Here is an 18,168-nt window from a genome sequence, read left to right on the forward strand (position 1 = left end):
TGCGCGCCCGCGCCGCCCGCCCCACCCCCCCACCGCCCGTGACACCGGGGGGGGCCCCCGGACCCCCCCTGGTACCGGGGCCCCTCCCCTGTTTCTTCCCGTTCCGGAGCGCCCGCGCTCCGCGCGCCGTCAGGCGGCGTTGCCCCGGGGGGCCCGGCGCTGCACGGCGGCGGCACGCGCCGCGGACTGCTCGGCGTTACGACGCGACTGCGGCGAACGCCCGCCGGCCCGGCCGCGCGACGAGGGGCCGCCGCGCCGCGGGCGGTCGGCGACCGGCGCGCTGACGGTGACGGGGACGCCCGACGGTGCCTGGGCGCCGGTGATCCGGGCCAGCTCGGCCTCGCCGGAGCGGACCTGGGTGGTCTGCGGCGTAATGCCCGCGTCGGCCATCAGCCGGGTCATCTCCCGGCGCTGGCCCGGCAGCACCAGGGTGACGACACTGCCGGACTCCCCCGCGCGGGCCGTACGGCCGCCGCGGTGCAGATAGTCCTTGTGGTCGCTGGGCGGGTCGACGTTCACGACGAGGTCGAGGTTGTCGACATGGATGCCGCGGGCGGCGACGTTGGTGGCCACCAGCACCGTGACCTGGCCGGTCTTGAACTGCGCGAGGGTGCGGGTGCGCTGGGGCTGGGACTTGCCGCCGTGCAGCGCGGCGGCGCGTACGCCGCTGTTCAGCAGGTGCTCGGTCAGCCGGTCGACGGCGTGCTTGGTGTCCAGGAACATCAGCACCCGGCCGTCGCGGGCGGCGATCTCCGTGGTGGTGGCGTACTTGTCGGCGCCGTGGACGTGCAGCACATGGTGTTCCATCGTGGTGACCGCGCCCGCGGACGGGTCGACCGAGTGGACGACCGGGTCGTGCAGGTAGCGGCGGACCAGCAGGTCGACGTTACGGTCCAGGGTCGCCGAGAACAGCATCCGCTGGCCCTCGGCACGCACCTGGTCCAGCAACTCCGTGACCTGCGGCATGAATCCCATGTCGGCCATCTGGTCGGCCTCGTCCAGCACGGTGATCGCGACCCGGCCGAGCCGGCAGTCGCCGCGCTCGATGAGGTCCTTGAGCCGCCCGGGCGTGGCCACGACGATCTCGGCGCCGCCGCGCAGCGCGCTGGCCTGCCGGCCGATCGACATCCCGCCGACGACGGTCGCCGTCCGCAGCCGCAGGGCGCGGGCGTACGGAGTGAGCGCGTCGGTGACCTGCTGGGCCAGCTCCCGGGTGGGGACGAGGATCAGGGCCAGCGGCTCGCGCGGCTGGGCCCGCTGTCCGGCGGTACGGGCGAGCAGGGCGAGACCGAAGGCGAGGGTCTTGCCGGAGCCGGTACGGCCCCGGCCCAGTACGTCCCGGCCCGCCAGCGAGTTGGGCAGGGTGGCGCCCTGGATCGGGAAGGGCTCGGTGACGCCCTGTCCGGTGAGTGTCTTCAGCACCTCGGCGGGCAGGTCCAGCTCGTCGAAGGCGGTCACCGGGGGCAGCGCCGGGGTGATGGTCACGGGGAGCGCGAACTCCCCCTTCGGCGCGGAGGGGCGCCGTCCGTAGCCACCGGAGCGGCCGGGGGCGCCCGAGCGGCCGGCGGGCTGACCGCCGAAGCGGCCGCCCCGCCCGGCGGCGGGGCCACCCGAACGGGTGCGGGAATAACGGTCGTTCGTGCGCGGTGCGCGGTTCATTCAGAACCTTTCTCGATGGGCACGTATCGAGAATTCCCGGCAGAGAAGCCGCGCGGAGAATCGCAAGAACGAGCCGGATAAATGCAACGTAGCTGGGGCCCGCATCTCAAGGGTGCGGGCCCCAGCTACGTCATACGTTCAACGTCAGGCGGGAACGATGTTCTCCGCCTGCGGGCCCTTCTGGCCCTGCGTCACGTCGAAGTTCACCTTCTGGCCCTCCTGCAGCTCACGGAAGCCCTGGGCGGCGATGTTCGAGTAGTGGGCGAAGACGTCAGCGCCGCCACCGTCCTGCTCGATGAAGCCGAAGCCCTTTTCCGAGTTGAACCACTTTACGGTGCCACTGGCCATGTTTGATCTCCTTCGGGGCAATGCCCGGGGGTGTGCACTGTGCGCACCCCACGTCGCCGCGATGATTACCCCGTCCGGACCATATCCGGAAATACAAAAGCGCACCCACCGGCACAGAAAGCCAGCAAGAGCACTTGAAGTCTTTGGGAACCACAACCGCAACTGAGATCAACAGTAGCACGGCGTGAGCATCCGGCACGGCGTGCATTTATCACTCCGCCGGTCGCACCACAAAACTTCACCGGGCATGAAGATTATTTCTGCTGTGGCGGCCACAGATATTCACGAATCGGCAACGCCGCCCCGGCCGGCGGAGGACCGGCGCGGCTCGTCGCCGAGCCGCGGCGCGGCCCATCGCGCGGGCGGGGCGGTCGCCGCCGAAGCGGTCGGTGGAACGCGGCGGGGACCGGGCTCACACGCACTTCGTCTTCCGTCACTCGATCCCGACGGAACCCTGAACCGCGCACGGAACCATGTCTACTCCCGTCGGCACAGATTCCCTTGCTCCGGCGTGGAAGAATCCGCTCCGGACACCGGCGGCAGCGCTCCAGGCGACCGAGCGCCCTTCCGCACCGCGCGCCTATTTTGGAAGACGTCATGTGCTGGAGCGCGACGGCCGACCTCGTGGCAGGCACCGCGATCACCGCGATCGGGGTGGCCTGTGTGGCGCGGGTGCGCTCGGCCCGTGAGCTGCCGCTCGCCGCGCTGCCGCTGATCCTGGGGGCGCACCAGATCATCGAGGCCGCCGTGTGGCGGGCCGGCGGGGGCTCCGGCCCCGCGACCCTGGCCTGGGCGGTGGTCGCCCTGCCGCTGTTGGCCGCGTGGGTGCCCGTGGCCGTGCTGCTCGCCGCGCCGCCCACCGCGCGGCGCCGGCTGGCGGTTCCGGTGGCCGTCGGGCTCGCCACGGCCGGGGCCCTCGCGTACGCCCTCACGCGCCGTACGGTGACCGCCGAGATCCGGGGCCACACCGTCGGGTACGCGATCGACCTGCCGTACGCCGGGCCGCTCGTCGCGGGCTATCTGCTCGCCACGGTCGGCGCCCTGCTGCTCGGCGGGGACCGGTGGGTGCGGCTGCTGGGTGCGGTGGTGGCGCTCGGCGCGGTCGTCTGCGCGGCGCTGTGGCGCCTGGAGTACGTCTCCACCTGGTGCGCCCTCGCCGCGGTGGCCTCCGTGGTGCTGCTCGTACGGGGGAGGGCGCCGCTCGCCGGGGCGGTGACCCCGGCGAACGGCGGGAATCGGCCACGGGGGTGAACACCGGGTGGCGGCGGCCCGTACCACTGGACAGCACCCGCGCCCGCGCGGTGCGGCCCTCTCCGCCAGGGTTCCGTTCCGAGACCCAGAGGATCAGTCCATGAATGACCCCGTCAACACCTCCCTCCGCGCGCTGCCCGACGGGGAGGCCGAACTCCGTCTGGTGGTTCGGCTGGGGTGGGAGGACGTCGCCTCGCTGGGGCAGGAGGCCAGTCGGCTGGCCGCCCAGATGAAACGTCCCGTCAGTCTGGACGAGGCCGCGAGCCACCGGTTGCGCACCCGGGCCGCCGCGGGTCACGCGAAGCCCGCGCAGGACTGGCCGGTCGCCGGCCCCGCCTCCACCGTGTCGTCGCTGACGTCCCGTACCCCCGGTGAGCACGCCCGGCAGGCGATCGAGAAGATCAACGGATCCGCCGGTGACCAGGGGGCGGCGCAGCGCTCCGTGCAGCCGGGGGTCCAGCCCGCCGTGCAGGCCGCCGCGCCTCCCCCGGCCTCGGCCTGACGGGACACCGCCTCACCCGCGGGGAGCAGTCTCCGAACTGAAGGTCGCCCGGGCCCGCGTGGCGGGTTCTCCGCGGGTCCTGCCCCGCTCTTCCTAGCATGGCGGGACAGCGCGGTCGTGCGCCGTCCGTGACCGCGAGCACGGCCACGGCCCGGGGAAGAGGGACACCATGGGGCAGCGCGGTTCCGCAGTTCTGGAGTGGCTGGCGGGCCGGCTCAGGCCCTGGCCGCGGCCGACCGTGCCGGCTCCCGGCGGTCCACCGGGGCCGAGCGGACCGCCCTGCTTCACCGCCGACTTCTCCTCCACACGGCAGTGGGTCGCAGGCCGGTCCTGGGCGTATCCGGGCGGTGGGCCGACCAATCCTGGCGACAACAAGCTGGATCATCTCGTCGCCGATCCGGAGTACAGCCGCGACGGTGTCTTCCGGGCGACCCGCCGCCCCGACGGCGGCTGGGACACGGGTCTGCTCACCACGGAGGGCAGCCCCGACGGGTTCATGCTGCGCACCGGCGACGTCCTGGAGACCCGGGTGAAGCTGCCCACCGGGCTCGGCGCGTGGCCCGCGATCTGGACCTGGCGGGACGGCGGCAACGAGATCGACGTCTTCGAGTACCACCCCGACAACCCGGGGCTGCTGGAGCTGTCGAACCACGTCAGGGGCGGCGGGTTCGTCTATGCCCATCCCTCGGTCCGGCCCGGCGCGTGGGTGACCCTGAAGGTCGAGTTCCGGGCCAGGACCGTGGTCTGGTGGGTCAACGGGATCCGGGCCTTCGCGGACGGCGCGGGGGTCGGCCGTGACTGGTCGGCCTCGCTGATCGTGAACCTGTCGGTCTCCTCCGGCCGGTACCACGCGGCGCCGGACCCGGCCACGTCCGCCCTCTCGTACCAGGTCGACTTCCTTCGTGTTCACCGCTCCCGCACCTGGGGCGCCGACATGCGCGGCGCCCCGCCCGGGTGAAGCATGGCTACGGGAGGGTCGAGGACCGACTCCCGCGGACCCGTCAGAACGGAGTGGACCAGAGCCATGCCGGCGTCACCACATGCCGTGATCGGGGCCCCCTGCTGGGTGAGTCTGATGGCCCGCGACCTGCGCGCCGCCCAGGAGTTCTACGGCACGGTACTCGGCTGGACCTTCCGCCCCACCGCGCTGGGTGACGCGTTCTCCGTGGCGCTGTCCGACGGCCGGGCCGTCGGGGGCATCGGGGCGCTGGCCCCGAGCCTGCAGGCCGCGGTCGCCTGGACCCCGTACTTCGCGGTGGACGACGCGAACACGGCCGCCGCGCGCATCCGGGAACGGGGGGCGACCGTGGCCGTCGGCCCCCTCGCCATGAGTACGGGGCGCGCCACGCTCGCCGCGGACCCGGACGGCGCCGTGTTCGGATTCTGGGAGGGCAGGACCGTCGTGGGCTGGTCGGTGGGCCGGGGTGGCGGGCCGGCGCGGCTGGAGCTGCGGACCCGGGACGCCTTCGCCGCGGCCATCTTCTACGCGCAGGTGCTCACCTGGGGCTCCGACGAGGGGCGGAGCTGCGAGGTGCACTACGAGAACGACCAGGTACTGGTCCGCGACGGTACGCACACGGTCGCCGCGCTGCGCGGCGGGGCGGTCGAGAGCGCGCCCGACCCACAGATCCGGCCCCGCTGGCACGTCTACTTCCGGGTGGCCGACGTGGCCGGCGCCGCGTCGGCCGCCGCCGCGGCCGGGGGCGGCGTGGTCGCCCACCCCGCCGTCTCCGACTCGGGCCACGAGGCCACGCTCCGCGACCCGGACGGGGGCCTGTTCACCGTCGTCGCGTGAGCCGGGCGCCCCGTGCGGCGGGGGCCCGGCGTTCGTGCGACGAACAAGCGGCGGCGGGTCGAGCGCGTGAAGGGCTGACGGCACCCACATGGCCGAACAGGCCGTCCGTTGCCCTTCACGGACAGGCAGCACCAGTCAGCGAGGGTCAGCGCCGGTCTTTTTCTGTCGGCATCAGTCGATAACGGTCGATTTATTTTCGTGACCCTCCGTATTCGTTAAGTTACTTCGGAACCGGTCCGACGGGGATACGATCCCCAACAACGTCTGGTGAAGAGGTAGTTCATCTCATGATCAATTCGCATGAAACCGGTGGGGCCGACGGCGTCCGGCGCCCCCCGGTCCCGCGCCAGGTCATACCGGCCGCGCGCCGTCGTCACCTCCCGTGACCTCCACCGGGTGACCTCCGCCGGACCACGTTTCCTCAGCGAACCCAAAGGTTTTCCATGGCACGTTCCCCCGCGCCCCCTTCTCTGCCCCGGGGCAGCTCACCGTGGCTCTGGCCGGCCACCCTCGTGGTCGCGCTCGTGGCCTTCGCCATAACGCTGGTGCCCCTCGCCCGCATGAGCGCCGGAGCGGCCGTGGCGTACGGCGCGGCCGCCGCGCTGCTGCTCGTCGCCCTGGCGGTGCTGCGCGGCCGGCATCAGCGCGCCGAGTACGACGCCGCCCGGTTCCTCGACGAGGCCAGGGAACGCGAGGCCGAGGCCGTACGCCGGGAGACCGGCCGGCGCGCCCACGCCGAGCAACGCTCCCAGCACCAGGCCGAGCTGGTGAAGAAGGAGGTCGAGCACCTCGTCAACCAACGGCTGCCCGCGGCCCTCACCCGTTCGGAGATTCCCGCGCCGCTGCACGGCGGCGAACAGCTCGGGCGCGCCGTGAGCGACGGGTTCGACCTGCTGCTCTCCTCGGTCACCGGTTCCGTGCAGTACCGGGAGGAGTCCCAGCGCCTGGCCCTGGTGGAGCTGGCGAGCCGTGTGCAGACCTCGGCGCACCGGATCCAGGCCGCCGTCACCGGTCTCGCGGACCGCTTCCCCGGCGACGCCGACCTGCTGGAGACCACCATGCGGGTGGACCACGCGGCGACCCAGCAGGCCCGGCACGCGCAGAGCCTCAAGGTGCTGTGCGGCGAATGGCCGGGACAGCAGTGGCAGAAGCCGCTGGCGATGGTGGACGTGGTGCGCGCCGCCTCCGGCCGGATCGTCGCGTACCAGCGGGTGCAGGTGACCGGCGACCCGGACCTCGGGGTCACCCCGTCGATCGTCGAACCGCTGATCCACCTGCTGGCCGAACTGCTCGCCAACGCCACCGAGTACTCGCCGCCCCGGACGGCGGTGCCGGTGACCGTGCGGACGGTGCAGCGCGGCGCCGTGGTCGAGGTGGACGACGGTGGTCTCGGCATGGACGAGTACCGGCTGGCCGAGGCGCGCGAGATCGTCTCCGGCCGCAGGCTCCTCGGGGTCGGCGAGGTCGGCGAGATCCCGCAGACCGGTTTCGCGGTCGTGGGCCGCTTCGCCGACCGGCACGGCTTCCACGTCGACCTCGGGCCCTCCCCGTACGGCGGGGTGCGCGCGGTGGTGCTGGTCCCCCGCGACGTGCTGGAGACGCTTCCCCCCGCCGGTACGGCCATCGTCCCGCTCGTCCGCAGGAGGCTCGGGGTGTCCGCGGCGGAGGGATCCCCGGGCGCGTCCGAGGCGGCGCCGACGGTACGGGACGGGTATGAGGTACGCGAGCCCGCCGGGGTGCCCGAACCGGTGACGCTCTCCGTGCCGGTCGCCTCCGCCGAACCGCCGCCGCCCGTACCGGCGGTGGCCGAGGCGATGACCGACGCCGTGACACCGTACGTCCACGAGTCCGTGCTGCGGCCCGTGCCGGAGCGTGCCTCCCTCGTACAGAGACTGCCGCAGCGGCGCTCGCGCCGTGACGAGTACGCCCCGGTGGAGACGGGCCCCGTCGCGGCCGTTCCGCCGGGCACGCCCGAACAGGCGGGCGACTGGATGGAGCAGTTCATCGAGGGCGGCCGGTCCGTGCCGTCGCCCGACTGCGTACCGCATCAGGGTCACTCCGTACCCCACCAGGGCCAGCGAGGCCTCTCCTACCCCACCCCCGATTCACCGGAAGGACTGACGTGAGCATGAGTTACACGGAGAACCCGGAGCAACGCGGCTGGATGATCGCCGAAGTGGCCGCCGTGCCGGGGGTGCGCGAGGTGATCGTCTTCAGCGCCGACGGGCTGCTGCTGGCCAGCTCCGAGGGGATGGACCGGGACTCCGCCGACCGGCTGGCGGCCAACTGTTCGGGGCTCCAGTCCCTCGCCCGCAGCCTCGGCAGAGAGTTCGGCGAGGACGGCGGGGCGGTCCACCAGCAGATGGTGGAGTTCAACGGGGGCTATCTGTTCATGCGCAGCGCCCGAGGCGCCCATCTCGCGGTGGTGACGGGCCCCGTGGTGGACCCGAAGCTGGTCGCCCGGCAGATGCAGGCGCAGGTGCTGCGGATGGGCGCGGGGAACCTGAGCAGTCCGCCCCGGCCGGAATCCGTGCGGTGAGTGGCCCGGACGGCGAGTACGGCGAGTACGCGGGGAACGCCCTCCGCCCGTATGTGATCACCAAGGGCCGGTGCAGGCCCAGCCGTAACACCGTCGGGGTCGAGAGTCTTCTCATCGCCGCCGACTCCCCGCGCGACCTGCCGGTCTCCGCGACCCGCGAGGAGCGCGCCCTGGTGCGGATGTGTGAGCGGCTGCTCTCCCTCGTGGAGGCCGCCGCCCATCTCGAACTGCCGGTGAGCCTGGTGAAGGTGCTCGCGTCCGATCTCATCGACGACGGTCATCTCTGCGCGCGCTCCGGCGTCCCCCAGGCCGTTCTCCCCGATTCCCAACTCCTTCAGGAGGTACTGGATGGTCTCCGTCGGCTCCGCTGACCGCTATTTACCCGACACGATCCAGCAGGCCGTCAAGATCCTGGTGGTGGGCGCGTTCGGCGTCGGGAAGACCACACTGGTCGGCTCGGTCAGCGAGATCGAACCGCTGCGTACGGAGGAGGTGATGACCGAGGCGTCCATCGGTGTGGACGATCTGGCCGGGATGAGTACGAAGACCACCACCACCGTCGCCATGGACTTCGGCCGGATCACCCTCAACTCCCGGCTGGTGCTCTATCTGTTCGGCACCCCGGGGCAGCGCCGGTTCTGGGATCTCTGGGACGGACTCGCCGAGGGCGCGCTGGGCGTCCTCGTCATCGTCGACACGCGGAGGCTGATGGACAGCTTCGACGTCCTCGAACAACTGGAGCTGCGCGGGCTGCCGTTCGCCGTCGCCGTCAACCAGTTCCCCGACAGCGAGGTGCACGGGACGGCTGAACTGCGCGGGGCGCTCGATCTGCTGCCGGACACCCCCGTGGTGATGTGCGACGCGCGGGAGCGCATGCCGTCGGTGGACGCGCTGATCAGCCTGGTCGAGTACGTCTCGCACGTCGGCGCCGAGCCCGCCAAGGAGACCGCCTCATGACCCGTCCCCCCGCGCTCACCCCGCTCTCACCGCCACCGGAGTGCCCCGCGCGCTACGGCACGCCCGTCGACGGGGAAGCGCCCATGCCGCTCTCCGCGGCCACCGGCGCGCCGGACCCCCGGGAGGTCTACCGCGCGCTGCGCGCCCGGTGGGGCAATGTCGCCAAGGTCGAACTGGCGCCGGGCGTGCACGCCTGGCTCGTCCTCGGCTACCGGGAGCTGCTGACCATCACCCGGCAGGAGCAGATCTACTCACGTGACGCCAGGAACTGGCGCGACCTCAACGACGGGGTGGTGTCCCCGCGGTCGAGGCTGCTCCCGATGATGGGCTGGCGCGCCAATGTCCTCGGCGCCGACGGCGCGGAACACCGCAGGCTGCGCCAGCCCCTCGACGAGGGGGTGGCCAGGATCGACCAGCGCAGGGCGCGCCGTCAGGTCGAATCGGTGTGTACGGAGCTGATCGCGGCGTTCTCCCAGCGCGGCCGGGCGGACCTGGTGACCGAGTACGCCACGATCGTGCCGATGCTCTCCATCGCGTCGCTCTTCGGGCTGAACAGCGACGAGGGCCAGAAGCTGCTGGGCACGCTGGTCGCCGTGTTCGGCAGCGCCGACGACTCCCAGGACGGCAACCGGGACTTCGAGGGGATCCTCGCCGACGCGCTGCGCCAGCGGCACAGCAACCCGGCGGACGATCTGACCACGTCGTTCATCAACCATCCGAACCTCCGCAACGACGAGGAGCGGCTGCAGTCGATGGCGGCGATGATCTCCGCCGGTACGGAGGGGGTCAACGCGTGGACCTCACTGGCGCTGCGGCTGCTGCTCACCGATCCGCGTTTCGCCGCCCGGATGCACGGGGGCCGGCTCGGGGTGGACGACGCACTCGACGAAGCGCTGTGGCGCGACCCGCCGATGAACAACCAGCCCGCCCGCTACGCGCTCGCCGACACGGAGCTGGGGGGCCGGCTGATCCGGCGCGGTGACGCGCTGATCCTGGGGATCGCCGCCGCCAACGACGATCCGGTGATCCGTCCCGACGACGCCGCGAGCGAGCCGGGCAACCGCGCCCATCTCGCCTTCTCGGCGGGTCCGCACGTCTGCCCCGCGCAGGTGCCGGCGCGGCTGATCACCCGTACCGCGGTCAACACCGTGCTGCATCTGCTGTCCGACATGAAGCTCGCGATCCCCGCCGAGGAGGTGGCCTGGCACCCCTCCCCCTGGACCCGGGTGCCCAAATCCCTGCCCGTGGAGTTCTCCCCGGCGCGTATCCCGGTCCGCGGCGGGGAGTGACCGGCGGCCGGGTGCGGCGGCCCCGGTCCGATCACCCGCCGTCCGGCGGGTGATCTCCGCCGTTTCGGCACTCCCGGTGGCCGTGGTCGCTGCCGCACCATGGTCGTCACCGGTCGCAGGGTGTGACCGCGGACGAGGGAGAGCCGATGACCGCCACGGATCCGCAGCCCACCGGGACCGGCCGGCCCGTCCCGCCGCCCCCTCCGTTCGACCCGGAACTGGCGGCGGCGCTCGATGTCATCTTCGCGGCGATGGGCGGTGCGCTGGATTTCACGGACATCCCCGCCGTCCGGAGGGGGCGGGGGACCGGCCCGTCCGACGAGGATCTGCGCCGGGACGGAGCCATCGAGTGGGAGGAGCGTACGGTGCCGGGGCCGCCGGGTGAGCCGGACATCTCCCTGCTCATCTGCCGGCCCGCCGGAACCGGTCCGTCCGCCGCGTCCCCGGGGCTGCCCGCGCTCTACCAGATCCACGGCGGCGGCATGATCCTCGGGAACAACAGGACGGGGCTGGAGAACGCCCTCGGCTGGGCGCTGGAGCTGAACCTGGTCGTGGTGTCGGTGGAGTACCGGCTGGCCCCCGAGCATCCGCATCCGGCGCCCGTGGAGGACGCGTACGCGGGGCTGGTCTGGACGGCGGAGCACGCCGCCGAGCTGGGCATCGACCCCGAAAGGATCGTTGTCGCCGGCGGCAGCGCGGGCGGTGGACTGGCCGCGGCCGTGGCGCTGCTGGCCCGTGACAGAAGCGGTCCCCCGCTCGCCGGGCAGATGCTCATGTGCCCGATGCTCGACGACCGCAACGACACCCCGTCGAGCTTTCAGATGGCGGGCCAGGGTGTGTGGAACCAGGCCGCGAACCACATCGGCTGGACGTCGCTGCTGGGCGGGTCGCGGGGTGGCCCGGACGTCTCCCCGTACGCCGCTCCCGCGCGGGCCACGGACCTGTCGGGGCTGCCGCCCGCGTTCATCGACGTCGGCTCCGCCGAGACCTTCCGGGACGAGGACGTGGCGTACGCGTCCCGGCTGTGGCAGGCGGGCGGCCGGGCGGAACTGCATGTGTGGCCCGGTGGCTTCCACGGGTTCGAGACGCTGGCTCCGCAGACCGCGCTCGCCCAGGAGGCCAGGGCCGCCCAGTTCCGCTGGCTCGCCCGGCTGCTGGGGAACTGAGCCGCGGGCGCGGCCGGCCGGGGCGCGCTTGGCGCCGGGCGCCCGGCGTCGCAGGATGAGGGGGTGAAGGAACTCGCGGGCAGACTCGCCGCGCTCGATCCCGACGCGGGGGCGGCGCTCCATGTGATCGCGTACTTCGACCGGCTGGTCGAGGGCCGGGCGGGTCTGGAGGCGCTGGTGCGCGGCGCGGCGGTGCTGTCCGGGGATACCGCCCGGCTGGTGGACGAGGGGCGGGGCGTACGGATCCGGGTGGGCGCCGACGGCGTACGGCTGGCCGGTGGTGCTCCGCCCGATCCCCGCTGGATGTCGGCCCCGCTGGAGCCGGGCGGCGTCCCTGCCGTGTGGCTGGAGCGGGCCGGGCCGCCCGGTGGGGTCCACGCGATGGTGCTGGAACGGGCCGCGGCGGCGGCGCGGGTGGTCCTCGACCGGACCCGGGGCCGGGCTCCGGTCCAGGGGCCCGGCGACGATCCGGCCTCGGTGGAGGTGCTGCTGGACGCGTCCGCGTCGGAGCACGCGCGGCGGCAGGCGGCCGGACGGCTCGGTCTGCGGGACACGGTCCTGGCCCGTGCGGTGGCGCCGGCCGGGGCGCCGCCCGTCGTCGAGCCGATGCCCCCGCCGGGGGCGCGGGTACCCGCCGCTCGGGAGCCGTCGGCGGCCGGGGGCCGGCGGGCCGGGGTCGGCCCCGCGGTGCCGGTGCTCGGCCTCCCGGTCTCCTGGGCCGCCGCGCGGGCCGCGCTGCGGTTCACGGCGGAGGGCGACGAGCGGGACCCCGGGCCGAGGACGGTGTACGCGGACGACCTGGGCGCCCTGGTCCTGCTGGCGGCCGCGGTCGGCGCCGGGACCGAACCGGTTCCCGACGTACGGGCGCTGGAGCGCGCGGTCGCCGCGGCGCCCTGGGCGGCGCTCACGCTGCACACGGTCGCGTTCGCCCCGAGTCTGCGCGCGGCGGCGACGGAGCTGACCCTGCACCACTCGACGCTCCAGGACCGGCTGGCGCAGGCGGAGCAGTGGCTCGGCTGGCCGGTGCACGATCCGTACGGGCGGCTGCGGCTCCAACTCGCCCTCATGGCACGGCGGCTGCACCGGACCGCTGGAGGCTGACCGTGCCCGCCACTGCCCGCGGGGTCAGCGACCGGACAGGAGTCCATTTCACTCCATGAAGTCTGATTGGCCGGATTTCACATACCACTCCATGATCCATCTCATTACAGTGGCCTGATGAATGGATTGCCGCCTCTCAGCAGTCGCACCATGGGCCGGATCTCCGCCGCCCGGCTGGCGAGCACGCTCGGGCAGTGGCACGTGGGCGGTCCGCGCGGCGGCGGGCACGCTCTGGCCGACGCCCTCGCCGGCCGGATCCGGGACGGCAGGCTGCCGCCGGGCACGCGGCTGCCGTCCGAGCGGGAGCTGGCCGCCGCGCTCGGAGTCAGCAGGACCATGATCGGCGCGGCGCTGGGGCGGCTGCGGGACGCGGGACTGGTCGCCTCCCGCCAGGGCTCCGGATCCTGGACGGCGGTTCCGCCCGGGGGACGGCCCCCGGACGCCGGGCTGCCGGACGGCGGCGAGCCGATCAACCTCACCCGGGCTTCTCCCGGCGCGGCGGACGGTCTGCTGCCCGCCTTCGAGGCGGCGCGGCGGGCCCTGCGGGAGGCGCTGCGGGACGAGACGTACGACGATCTGGGCATCGCGCCGCTGCGCGAGCGGATCGCCGCCCGGTACACGGTGCGCGGTGTGCCCACGGCACCGTCCCAGATCATGATCACCAATGGGGCGCACCACGGTTTCGCCCTGGCGCTGCGGCTGCTGGCGGGGCCCGGCGACCGGGTCCTGGTCGAGGAGCCCGGCTATCCGCACGCCTTCGACGCGGTGACGGCGGCGCGGGGCCATCTCGTCCCCGTGCCGGTCGACCCGTTCGCCGCGTCGGGCTGGGACATCGACGGGATCGCGGCGACGCTGCGCCAGACCTCGCCCCGGCTGGCGTATCTGATGGTCGACTTCCACAACCCCACCGGCCGGCGCATGGGTGCCGGGGACCGCGAGCGGCTGGGCGCCGTGCTGGCCGCCACCCGGACCCACGCGGTCGTCGACGAGTCGGCGGTGGATCTGAGCCTCGGCGGCGGGGATCCGGGCGGGGACGGGGACGGGCCGGGGAGCGCGCCGCCGCCGCTGGCCGCGTTCGCGCCGCGCTGGACGATCACGGTGGGCTCCCCCGCCAAGACCCACTGGGGCGGTCTGCGCATCGGCTGGGTCAGGGCCTCCGAGGAGCTGATCGGCCGGCTCGGGGAGATCCGGGCCTCACTGGATCTCGGCTCGCCGCTGTTCGAGCAGCTCTGGCTCTCCGGGCTGCTCGGCGACCCCGGGCCAGCTCTGGAGCCGCGCCGCCGTGAACTGCGCGCGCGGCGGGACGCGCTGGTCGCCGCGGTACGCGCCGAGTGCCCCGACTGGTCCTTCCGTACGCCGGACGGCGGTGTGAACCTCTGGTGCCGGCTGCCGGAACCGATCGGTCCACGGCTGGCCGCCGCCGCGCGGCAGTACGGCGTGCTGCTCACCCCCGGGGACCGCTTCGGGGTACGGGACGGGCTGGAACGGTGGCTGCGGCTGCCCTTCACCCAGCCGCCCGACCGGCTGCGGGAAGCCGTGCGCCGGATCGCCGCCGCCCGCGCCGGGCTGGCGACCCGGTGAGGGCGCGCCCCGCACGGTGGCTACGCTGAGCGTGATGTTCACCCCTGAGGGCCCTACCTTCCGCGAACTCGCCGTGCAGGCGCTGTCGTCCGTCGAGCACGGTTACGACCTGCTGGCCCCGAAGTTCGACCGGACGCCGTTCCGTACGCCCGGTCCGCTGCTGGACGAGGTGGTCCGTACGGCCGCGCCGCTCGGTCCTTTCCGTACCGGACTCGACATCTGCTGCGGGACCGGCGCCGGTGTGGAGGTGCTGCGGCGGCTCTGCGCAGAGCGCGCCACCGGCGTCGACTTCAGCGCGGGGATGCTCGCCGCCGCCCGCGCCAACCTGGGGGACGCCGCAGGCCCGGTGGTGGACTGGGTGCGGGCCGACGCGCGTGCTCTGCCGTTCCGGGCCGCCTTCGATCTGGCGGTGAGCTTCGGGGCGTTCGGTCACTTCCTGCCCGGTGAGCGGCCCGAGCTCTTCGCACAGGCGTACGCGGCGCTGCGGCCGGGCGGCAGATTCGTCTTCCCGGTGCCCGCGCCGCCCCGGGTCGGCTCGACGGCGTACTGGGCGATGTGGGGGTTCGACGGGGCGATGCGGCTGCGCAATCTGCTCCGGCAGCCGCCGTTCGTCATGTACTACCGCACCTTCCGGCTGCCGGATGTACTGGCCGACCTGGCCGGCGCCGGTTTCACGACCGGTCTCCTGCCGCTGGCCTGGCTCGGCACCCGGCCGGACGGCAGCCCCCGCTGTGTCCTGGTGGTGGCCACCAGGAGCTGATCCGGGGCGGTGCCTCCGGAGGCCCTACGCCCACTCCCGGGAGGCCGAGACCGCGGTGGTGGCCGCCTTCTCCACCAGGGAGATCCCCGCCTTCATGCTGACGTTGCCGCGGGAGAGCACGGCGAGCAGGTAGCTGTGCCCGTTCTCCTCGATCCGTCCGATGCTGTTCACGTCCCACAGGCCGGTCGCGCTCCGGGAGAGCCAGCCGTTCTTCAGTCCGGTCGGCGTGCCCGCCGCCGAGACCCCCCACTCCTGGTCGGCCGCTATCCCGCCCATCAGGCCCCGTATGTACGCGCGGGAGGAGGTGGTCAGCGGGGAGGTGGCGCTGTCCCCGAAGACCGACGAGAGCAGGGAGATCTGGTCGGCGGCGGTCGACTGGGTCAGCCCCCACAGTTTGCCGCTGCCCGCGGTCGTGCCGGTCAGGCCCAGCCGCCGGTTCGCCGCGTCGAGGCCGTCGCCCCCGCCGATCGCGCGCCAGAGCGCGTTCGCGGACACGTTGTCGCTCACCTTGATCATCTTGGTCGCGTAGGACTTCTCCGCGGTGGTGAGCGCGCGGTGCTCGTCCTGCGCGCGCAGCAGCAGCGCCGCCAGGATGTCGACCTTCACGATGCTCGCCGTGTCGTAGGTCTTCCCCGCACCGACGCCGTAGTCCGCCTCGCGGCCGTCCTTGAGGTCGATCACCGCCACCGAGACCGAGGCCTTGGCGGGCTTCGGCAGGGCGGCGAGCCGCCGGGTCAGGACCTGGTCGGGATCGGCCGGGGACGACGGCGACACGAGGGCGGCGGAGGCCTGCCGGGAGATGTCGGCCCCCGGCACCAGGCCGGAGTCGCCCAGGGACGGTGACGGGAAGCCCGTCGCCGTCCATACGGTCAGGCAGGCGGCCGCCGCGACGGCTGCGGGGAGGGCGGTCCGGCGCGACAGGGAGAGGCGGGCGGAGGGTGCGGAACGGTGGTGGGGCATGCCCGTGAGGCTAGGAACACCGACTGAGGTCTGTCTGTGTCCCAGGTTAAACTTCTATGACATATTTTCTGACACACCATCGAATGAGTGATGCGTGTCACCTTGCGCCAGGGAAATACCGGTTCAGCATGGTGTTGCGGAACACACCTCGTGGGTCGGTCCTGGCCGCCAGTGCCTCGAAGTCGGCGTAGCGCGTGTACAGCTCCCTGACGCGCTCGGGCCCCATCACGAAGAGCTTGCCCCAGTGCGGCCGGGTGCCGAACGGGGCGAGCGCCTCCTCGATCGCCTCCAGCACCGGGGTCACCGCGTCGGTGTCCGGGAACCAGGTGAAGTGGAAGGCGACCGTGTCCCGTCCGTACGCCGGGCTGAGCCAGAGGTCGTCGGCGGCGACGGCGCGTACCTCGCCGATCTGGAGGACGGGCGCGATCCGCTCCCCGATGCGGGCCAGCGCGTCGAAGGCGGCGGGGCCGTCCTCCCTGGCCACGAAGTACTCGCTCTGGAGTTCGTCGCCGCTGCTCGGGACGTAGCCGGGGCGGAAGTGGGGCAGCCGTTCGTGCCACGGCCCCGGGACGCCGGCCTGCTCGGTGCAGGTCGACGCGTCCACGCCGGGCACCGGGTGGCGGGGGCCGTCCGCGGGCCTGGCGCCGTGCCAGGTGTCCGGCGCGGAACCGGTGCCGGGGTCTCCGGTCCGCTGCTTCAGCCACACCTGGGCCGCGCCGTCGGGGCGCCAGTCGGTGAAGACGCTCACGCTGTAGGCGGCGGACAGGATCTCGTCGAAGCGCTCGCGCAGCCGCTCGGGCGCCAGTCCGTCGTACACCCGCTGCCGTATCTCGTAGGCGGGTACGAGGCCGAGCGTCATCCGTGTGACGATCCCGAGGGCGCCCAGGGCGACCACGGCGCCAGGGAAGTCCGCGTCGCCCCGGGTGAGCCGCAGCAGTTCGCCGTCGGCCGTGACGAGCTCCAGCGCTTGCACGGCCGACGCCAGGGTGCCGTTGCCGGCCCCCGAGCCGTGGGTGCCGGTGGAGCAGGCGCCGGCGACGGAGATGTGCGGGAGCGAGCCGAGGTTGTGCAGGGCCAGACCGGCCGCGTGGACGGCGTCGGTGAACTCGGCGAACCGCAGCCCGCCGCCGACCGTGACCGTGGCCGACGCCGGGTCGACCTCCACGGTCCTCGGCAGTCCGGCCACCGAGACCAGGTCGCCGTGGGTGTCGGCGATCGTGTTGAACGAGTGGCCGCTGCCGAGGGCCCGTACGGCGTGGCCGCCCGCGACGATCTCCCGCAGCCGCTCCACCGACGTGGGGGTGTGCAGACGCGCCGCCCGGAAGGTGATGTTGCCCGCCCAGTTCCGTACCGCCGGCGGTACGGAGGAGTCGCGCGGTTCTTCGGTGCGTCCGGGCACGTGGGGCACGGAGGTCTCCTTCGCTGCGTCGGGGGCGCGGGGGCCACTCCCGCTCGGGGTTCTTCTTATCAGGAGTCCTACCTGCTTGGTTAGGGTCTGTGACGTGCTCGCACGGCACCTGGGACGGCACAGGAAGCACGGCAGAGAGCGGGTGGAGCGTGGTGGCCGAGGATCTTCCCGTGGCGCGGCGGTGGGCAGTGGGGGCGCTGCTCGTCATGACGTTCGCGACCGGTCTGGTGGACGCGGTGAGTTTTCTGCGGCTCGGCCATGTCTTCGTCGCCAACATGACCGGCAATGTGGTCTTCCTCGGGTTCTCCGTCGTACGGAGCGACCGGCTGCCGGTCGTCGCGCCGATCGTGGCGATGGCGGCCTTCGTGCTCGGGGCGTTCCTCGGCGGTCAGCTCAGCAGGCTCCTCGGCGGCCGGCCGAGGCTCTGGCTGGGCGGCGCGTTCGCCGGGCAGGCGGCCGGGCTGGCCCTGACGGCGCTGCTGATCGGTACGGGGTTGCTGCGTGCCGAGGGCCGGGCGCTGCTGGTGATCGTCGCGCTGCTCGGTCTCTGCTGCGGGCTGCAGAACGCGACGGTACGGCTGCTGGGGCCCCGGGATCTCACCACGACGGTGCTCACCCAGACCCTCACGGCGCTCACCGCGGAGAGTGTGCTCGGCGCCGGGACCGGTGCCCGGCCGCACCGCAGGGTGGGGTCGGTGCTCGCCATGTTCGCCGGGGCGGCCTGTGGGGCGCTGCTGCTCCAGGTGACCTTGGCGGGGGTGGTGGCGCTGGCCGCCGTGCTGGTCGCCGGCGTGGCCCGGGTGTTCGCGCGGGCGCCGCTGCCGGAGGGTGTGCCCGCCTGAGGGCCGGGTC

The 18,168-nt window shown here is 73.3% G+C and carries 18 protein-coding genes; 14 read left to right on the top strand and 4 right to left on the bottom strand.

All coding sequences use genetic code 11. The annotated features are described in order from the left end of the window. Positions 1–129 precede the first annotated feature (129 nt). Complete coding sequence (locus tag ACFXPL_RS20820) at positions 130–1,659, bottom strand: DEAD/DEAH box helicase (RefSeq protein WP_384921351.1); 1,530 nt, start codon at positions 1,657–1,659, stop codon at positions 130–132. A gap of 144 nt (positions 1,660–1,803) precedes the next feature. Beyond that, positions 1,804–2,007 (bottom strand): cold-shock protein, encoded by a 204-nt coding sequence (locus tag ACFXPL_RS20825; protein ID WP_023543603.1) that lies wholly within the window; start codon positions 2,005–2,007, stop codon positions 1,804–1,806. Between the two features lie 597 nt (positions 2,008–2,604). Between ACFXPL_RS20825 and ACFXPL_RS20830 the strand changes: the two genes are divergently transcribed. From ACFXPL_RS20830 to ACFXPL_RS20890, 13 genes are all read left to right on the top strand, one after another. Next, positions 2,605–3,258 (top strand): DUF6629 family protein, encoded by a 654-nt coding sequence (locus ACFXPL_RS20830; protein ID WP_384921355.1) that lies wholly within the window; start codon positions 2,605–2,607, stop codon positions 3,256–3,258. Positions 3,259–3,358: 100 nt separating this feature from the next. Beyond that, complete coding sequence (locus tag ACFXPL_RS20835; RefSeq protein WP_384921358.1) at positions 3,359–3,760, top strand: hypothetical protein; 402 nt, start codon at positions 3,359–3,361, stop codon at positions 3,758–3,760. 169 nt (positions 3,761–3,929) lie between these two features. Further along, the gene (locus ACFXPL_RS20840) at positions 3,930–4,718 is read left to right on the top strand and encodes a beta-glucanase (RefSeq protein ID WP_384921361.1); all 789 of its coding nucleotides are present in this window, start codon (positions 3,930–3,932) and stop codon (positions 4,716–4,718) included. Between the two features lie 66 nt (positions 4,719–4,784). Next, positions 4,785–5,555 carry a VOC family protein gene (locus tag ACFXPL_RS20845; RefSeq protein WP_384921364.1) on the top strand — a complete coding sequence of 257 codons (771 nt, stop codon included), beginning with the start codon at positions 4,785–4,787 and terminating at the stop codon, positions 5,553–5,555. Between the two features lie 443 nt (positions 5,556–5,998). Beyond that, positions 5,999–7,681 (top strand): ATP-binding protein, encoded by a 1,683-nt coding sequence (locus tag ACFXPL_RS20850; protein ID WP_384921367.1) that lies wholly within the window; start codon positions 5,999–6,001, stop codon positions 7,679–7,681. Positions 7,682–7,683: 2 nt separating this feature from the next. Beyond that, positions 7,684–8,094 (top strand): roadblock/LC7 domain-containing protein, encoded by a 411-nt coding sequence (locus ACFXPL_RS20855; RefSeq protein ID WP_384921370.1) that lies wholly within the window; start codon positions 7,684–7,686, stop codon positions 8,092–8,094. Beyond that, entirely contained in the window at positions 8,091–8,465 is a 375-nt protein-coding gene (locus ACFXPL_RS20860; RefSeq protein ID WP_384921373.1) for a DUF742 domain-containing protein, read from the top strand. The genes ACFXPL_RS20855 and ACFXPL_RS20860 overlap by 4 nt, the downstream gene beginning before the upstream one ends. Further along, positions 8,443–9,051, top strand: a complete 609-nt coding sequence (locus ACFXPL_RS20865; RefSeq protein ID WP_384921376.1) for an ATP/GTP-binding protein — start codon at positions 8,443–8,445, stop codon at positions 9,049–9,051. Before ACFXPL_RS20860 ends, ACFXPL_RS20865 begins: the two co-directional genes overlap by 23 nt. Before the next feature lie 83 nt (positions 9,052–9,134). Further along, positions 9,135–10,340 (top strand): cytochrome P450, encoded by a 1,206-nt coding sequence (locus ACFXPL_RS20870; RefSeq protein WP_384921561.1) that lies wholly within the window; start codon positions 9,135–9,137, stop codon positions 10,338–10,340. Positions 10,341–10,486: 146 nt separating this feature from the next. After that, positions 10,487–11,506: an alpha/beta hydrolase gene (locus ACFXPL_RS20875; protein WP_384921379.1), complete on the top strand. Its 1,020-nt coding sequence runs from the start codon at positions 10,487–10,489 to the stop codon at positions 11,504–11,506. Between the two features lie 63 nt (positions 11,507–11,569). Further along, the gene (locus ACFXPL_RS20880; protein WP_384921382.1) at positions 11,570–12,607 is read left to right on the top strand and encodes a helix-turn-helix domain-containing protein; all 1,038 of its coding nucleotides are present in this window, start codon (positions 11,570–11,572) and stop codon (positions 12,605–12,607) included. Between the two features lie 117 nt (positions 12,608–12,724). After that, positions 12,725–14,188 carry a PLP-dependent aminotransferase family protein gene (locus tag ACFXPL_RS20885; RefSeq protein WP_384921386.1) on the top strand — a complete coding sequence of 488 codons (1,464 nt, stop codon included), beginning with the start codon at positions 12,725–12,727 and terminating at the stop codon, positions 14,186–14,188. A 34-nt stretch (positions 14,189–14,222) separates the two neighbouring features. Continuing rightward, positions 14,223–14,948: a class I SAM-dependent methyltransferase gene (locus ACFXPL_RS20890; RefSeq protein WP_384921389.1), complete on the top strand. Its 726-nt coding sequence runs from the start codon at positions 14,223–14,225 to the stop codon at positions 14,946–14,948. Between the two features lie 24 nt (positions 14,949–14,972). On the opposite strand, the gene ACFXPL_RS20895 is transcribed toward ACFXPL_RS20890, so the two are convergent. Both ACFXPL_RS20895 and ACFXPL_RS20900 read right to left on the bottom strand, forming a co-directional pair. Then, positions 14,973–15,908, bottom strand: a complete 936-nt coding sequence (locus ACFXPL_RS20895; protein ID WP_384921392.1) for a serine hydrolase — start codon at positions 15,906–15,908, stop codon at positions 14,973–14,975. Positions 15,909–16,005: 97 nt separating this feature from the next. After that, positions 16,006–17,307: a D-arabinono-1,4-lactone oxidase gene (locus ACFXPL_RS20900; RefSeq protein ID WP_384921563.1), complete on the bottom strand. Its 1,302-nt coding sequence runs from the start codon at positions 17,305–17,307 to the stop codon at positions 16,006–16,008. Between the two features lie 161 nt (positions 17,308–17,468). Here ACFXPL_RS20900 and ACFXPL_RS20905 point away from each other — a divergent pair, with 161 nt between their 5' ends. Next, positions 17,469–18,158, top strand: coding sequence for a YoaK family protein (locus ACFXPL_RS20905; RefSeq protein WP_384921395.1), 690 nt, complete (start codon positions 17,469–17,471; stop codon positions 18,156–18,158). The last annotated feature ends 10 nt before the right edge of the window (positions 18,159–18,168 follow it).

This window comes from Streptomyces sp. NPDC059092 (assembly GCF_042756365.1).
GTDB lineage: Bacteria > Actinomycetota > Actinomycetes > Streptomycetales > Streptomycetaceae > Streptomyces.